Origin of the sequence: Bacillus cereus group sp. BceL291 (genome assembly GCF_051776705.1) — a bacterium.
Classification (GTDB): domain Bacteria; phylum Bacillota; class Bacilli; order Bacillales; family Bacillaceae_G; genus Bacillus_A; species Bacillus_A cereus.
Window position 1 is genome coordinate 1 of record NZ_JBPWAP010000187.1, and the last position, 2,575, is coordinate 2,575.

The window sequence follows — 2,575 nt, forward strand, 5'->3', positions numbered from 1 at the left end:
ACCAGAGAATTTCATTAGTAAAAGGGTTCGTTCTCGCTCATTCATTTTATTTAGTATCGTTTGGACTTTTGTAATTTCTTCTTTTCTTATCCAATCATCGTCTAATGATGAGACATTTTGTACGTCATGGTATTGTATTTCCTTATCAATCTTCGCTTGATGCCTTTTTTCAGATCGCAAATGGTTATACGCTACATAAGTAGAAGATTTAATCAGCCATCCAGGTATGTTTTCGATTGCTTTCCAATCGCTACGATATAATTGTAAAAATACTTCTTGCGCTAACTCTTCAGCGATAGATTGATCTTTAACAATCCATATGATTTGTTTCACAGCGTAAGCATAGTACTGCTTAAATAAATCTTCAAAAGTCATGTCAGAAGCATGACTTTCTTCATTTTCTATTGTTAACATGTTAGTTAAAACCTCACTCTCAATTTGATGCCTGTATTATATAGAAACCAGAAAAACGGATTTTGTGACACTTTTTCCGTTTTTTTTTTATTATGTACTAAAAAAAGCATTCATCTAAGTAAAAGATGAATGCAAAAAGGAAAATGAAAACATAAAAACTACAACTTTTACTGTAGTTTTTATTAATGTACAAGAAAACAGTTAGTTTTTTGCCAAACCGTGTCTAAACGTACAATTTTTTTAAATATAGTGATCCCTTATAAGCTTAGCGCCACATCACAATCAAGTTAATATTCTATACTACCCCCAAAACAAAAAATTAGATTCCTTTATAACAATGGAGTTCATTTTTATCGTTTTTGGGGCAACTTGTTATTAAGTTGATTGTACATTTTATTTTTGGAACCATAACTTTGCCACAAACAAAAAGAACCATAACCTTGCCGTTTGGGCAAAGTTATGGTTCAAATCACACGCATGTAGAATTCATCATGTTTTTTTATCCGGTTGAACGTTACTTATAGGTAACGAGAGGTGATGGGGATGTTATTTATGCTAGATGAAATTATGCCACCAAGAGAGGCGTGTGATCGTTGGGGGATTATACAAGAAGCGCTGCTAATGAAATTGAAGCGAGGAAAAGATAATAAATTAATAGATGCATTGATTGAGAGTGGAAAAGTTAAATACTACAAGCCTGAAGGAAAACAACGTGGAGAATGGATTTTAACTGTAGAAGCTATGGATTTTCTCTTTCCTAAAAGGAAGGAAATAATTAAATGAATTATCCTAAAAAGTGTTAACAAAGTTATCACTTTTGAAGGGGATATTATAAATGGAAAAATACATTGTAAACTATCATACTGGTGTAACAGAAGAAGTTGAAGTAAATGATTTAAGTGAAGCGAAAAAAGTTGCTGAAGAAGGTATAGCTTACACGCAAGAAAAAATCACAATTGAAACTTTAGATGGCGAAGTCATAACAACCTCATATTGGTATGGAATATCCCCACAAGAGGATGATAATGTACTTGAAACGGTTGGTGGCGGCTTTTATCAAGTGTGGAGCGATGAACTGGGGGAGTAATTCCCCTTCTCGTTGGTTTAAAAGAATTTGCTGAGATACTAGGTTGGGATAAAGCACGTTTAAGCACAAAGTTTTCTCGACAACGAGATGGGAAGAAAGTAAGACCGTTATTACCTGAGCCAATCCAGATCCTTGCTTCTACACCTATTTGGACATTGAAAAGGAAAAAAATATAAAGCTATAATTGATGGTAGGTCTGCTGAATAAGCAGACCTTTTTTATATAAATTCTACATAAAATTTAGTATCGATGATTCCGAAAGCAACTTTACAGGGAAACGGATTTTTTCCTACTGAAGCAGCACGCATACAAGAAAGTACCCAATGTTCTAGTTCTAAAGGTAAGCGATATAATTGAATACTACCATCATTGTTTTTTACTGTTATAAGAGGCGCAGTTACCCTGGTTGTAGCAAAATCATCCGTTGTTATTATTGCTACAGCATCATTAGTGTGAAAACCAGCACCTAGAACTTCATAAATCATTCCATCTTTTTCATTAATAATCATCGGTATATTTAAATAGGGATAGTCATTTATATCGTTATGAATAATTGCTCCTGCTGCACTTTTTCTTATTTGAGCCTCTTGCATTATTTACACTCCTTTATAATGGTCTAAATGTGCTTAAGTAAATATATTCTATTTTGCATCTATTATATTATAAAATTGCAGTTTCATCTCGTTATAAAAAGCATCGGTACATATAACAGCACTATTTGGTGGATCAATATCAACAACAGTCATATAGCTAGAGAGCAAATAACCATCCTCATAATATGTAATGAGTATTTCTTCTTCAGATAATAAGGAACATAATAACATGTTCTCAATTAGTTCTTTTTCTTCATCTGTTAAGATCGGCCGAGTTACTTTATTTTTCTCCTTGATGATTTCACGTATCCCAGCAAACTGTTCAGGAATTGCTGCAAACGGAGTGAATTTTACCATTTTATCAAGACATTTTTTTAGTTCTTATAGAAATATTAATATCTCTATCTTTGTACACATATCTTCATACATAATTCTCCTTATAACACATTTCTATATTTTAAAATTTGATAAGCGGTTATTA

At 32.6% G+C, this 2,575-nt stretch carries 5 protein-coding genes; 2 read left to right on the forward strand and 3 right to left on the reverse strand.

The genetic code is table 11. The annotated features are described in order from the left end of the window. Positions 1-414, reverse strand: a 414-nt coding sequence (locus ACS2CR_RS33860) for an RNA polymerase sigma factor SigX (protein ID WP_438906154.1), incomplete at its 3' end; no start/stop codon positions are given. Between the two features lie 543 nt (positions 415-957). Between ACS2CR_RS33860 and ACS2CR_RS33865 the strand changes: the two genes are divergently transcribed. Both ACS2CR_RS33865 and ACS2CR_RS33870 read left to right on the forward strand, forming a co-directional pair. Then, the gene (locus ACS2CR_RS33865) at positions 958-1,197 is read left to right on the forward strand and encodes a hypothetical protein (RefSeq protein ID WP_000898260.1); all 240 of its coding nucleotides are present in this window, start codon (positions 958-960) and stop codon (positions 1,195-1,197) included. Between the two features lie 52 nt (positions 1,198-1,249). Then, a complete protein-coding gene (locus tag ACS2CR_RS33870; RefSeq protein WP_000417392.1) occupies positions 1,250-1,501 on the forward strand; it encodes a hypothetical protein in 252 nt (83 codons plus the stop codon). Between the two features lie 218 nt (positions 1,502-1,719). Here ACS2CR_RS33870 and ACS2CR_RS33875 read toward each other — a convergent pair whose 3' ends face one another. Both ACS2CR_RS33875 and ACS2CR_RS33880 read right to left on the reverse strand, forming a co-directional pair. Next, positions 1,720-2,094 carry a hypothetical protein gene (locus ACS2CR_RS33875; protein WP_001154608.1) on the reverse strand — a complete coding sequence of 125 codons (375 nt, stop codon included), beginning with the start codon at positions 2,092-2,094 and terminating at the stop codon, positions 1,720-1,722. Between the two features lie 48 nt (positions 2,095-2,142). Then, on the reverse strand, positions 2,143-2,451 hold the full coding sequence (locus ACS2CR_RS33880) for a YolD-like family protein (RefSeq protein ID WP_000238290.1): 309 nt from the start codon (positions 2,449-2,451) through the stop codon (positions 2,143-2,145). Positions 2,452-2,575: the final 124 nt, after the last annotated feature.